Source organism: Phyllobacterium sp., from assembly GCF_037994405.1.
Classification (GTDB): Bacteria; Pseudomonadota; Alphaproteobacteria; order Rhizobiales; family Rhizobiaceae; genus Phyllobacterium.
Window position 1 is genome coordinate 1 of record NZ_JBBNAN010000493.1, and the last position, 1,665, is coordinate 1,665.

Below are 1,665 nucleotides of genomic sequence, written 5' to 3' on the forward strand. Positions count from 1 at the left end.
AGACCCAGGTAGCGGCGGTCTTTGCGACCACGGTTCTCGCCATCATTCCCACGGTGAACTTTTCAGGTCTGCTCACGCCCGTGTCGTCCCTTACGGGCGCGGGAAGGGTCATTGGCCTCATGTTTCCCGCGGCTTGGTATCAGCCGATCAGCGTCGGCACCTTCACCAAAGGACTAAGTTTCTCTGATCTCTGGTTCAATGCGCTCATGCTTACGGTCTTTGCGGTTAGCTACCTCGTTGCCGCTCATATATTGCTGCGGAAGCAGGAGAGCTGAGATGTCGCGTGCGGACCAGACGGGAGATTCACGAGAACAGGCGGCACCGCCTGCAGTGCCGAAGGCGGAGCAGCCCAGGAGCCAGCGGTTCGCCAAGCTGTGGTTGCACCTAGCCAACATATACCGGCTGACGATCAAGGAGATGCGCAGCATACGCGCTGACGCGGTCGTCCTGGCGCTTGTCGCCTTTTCCTTCACCGTTGCGGTCGACGCTGCCACTGGCGCCTCGACCGAAGCGACCAACCTGTCAGTTGGCATCGTCGACGAAGACCGTTCGGACCTGTCACGGCGTATTGCGGACGGCCTCACACCGCCCACGTTCCAGCCGGCCGTGGAGATCGCAGCAACGGAAATCGACGCAGCGATGAATTCGCAACGCTTCCTTTTCGTTGTCGAAATTCCCCCAAAGTTTCAGGAAGATGTTCTCGTCGGGCGGCAGCCTTCCGTTCAAATCAATATCGATGCCACCGCGATTGCCCAGGCCTTCAACGGCATGACTTACATCCAGAACGTTATCATTGACTATGTGACACAATTCATATCGAAACGCGAAGGATGGAGCGGTGAACCGGTCAAAATGGTTACGCGCGTAAAGTTCAATCCGAATTTGAAGTCCGCTTGGTTCACCTCAGTGATGCAGATTATTAACAATATCACAATGTTGGCCGTGATCCTAACTGGCGCGGCGCTAATCCGCGAGCGCGAACAGGGGACGGTCGAGCATCTCCTTGTGATGCCGGTGGTTCCCCCCGAGATCATGCTTTCAAAGATCCTGGCCAATGGCATTGTCATTGTGATTGCAACGGGCCTATCGCTGGTGCTTGTGGTGCAATGGTGGCTGCAGGTGCCTATTGCTGGATCGATCCTGCTGTTTCTGAGTGGGTCGTGCTTTTATGTGTTCACGGTCGCAGCGCTTGGCATTCTTCTCGGTACCATTGCTGCCACGATGGGCCAGTTCGGTCTGCTGGCAGTCCCGGTGATACTGGTGTTGATGCTGCTTTCCGGGGCAATGACGCCGATGGAAAGCATGCCGGAGTTTTTGCAGTATCTCATGAAGTTTATTAGCCCGACGCCGCATTTCGTAATTTTCGCTCAGGACGTGCTTTATCGCGGCGCGGATTTTTCGATTGTCTGGCCGGAGATTCTGGCGACGGCCGTCATCGGCAGTGTCTACTTTGGTTTTGCCTTGCACCGCTTTCGCCGCGTTATTTTCGGCTGACCCTCGAGGGATGGCTGCCAGTTGGCGGTCCATATCGAGCCTGAGAGGCTGTAGGTCTTTTCGTTCGCGTGTCGCTCTTCATCGCCAGATGAAGGTTCAAAACTTAATGCTTTAGGTGCCGAGGGATGTCATGGATAAGCAGAAAACTCCCCTCAAGATAACAGCAGTTCG

At 55.6% G+C, this 1,665-nt stretch carries 2 protein-coding genes; both read left to right on the forward strand.

Features of this window, described 5'->3' with window-relative positions; genetic code table 11:
• A partial coding sequence (locus AAAC48_RS27210; RefSeq protein ID WP_340657188.1) for a hypothetical protein occupies positions 1 to 275 on the forward strand: 275 nt, incomplete at its 5' end.
• A gap of 1 nt (position 276) precedes the next feature.
• Complete coding sequence (locus AAAC48_RS27215) at positions 277 to 1,494, forward strand: ABC transporter permease (protein WP_340657189.1); 1,218 nt, start codon at positions 277 to 279, stop codon at positions 1,492 to 1,494.
• Positions 1,495 to 1,665: the final 171 nt, after the last annotated feature.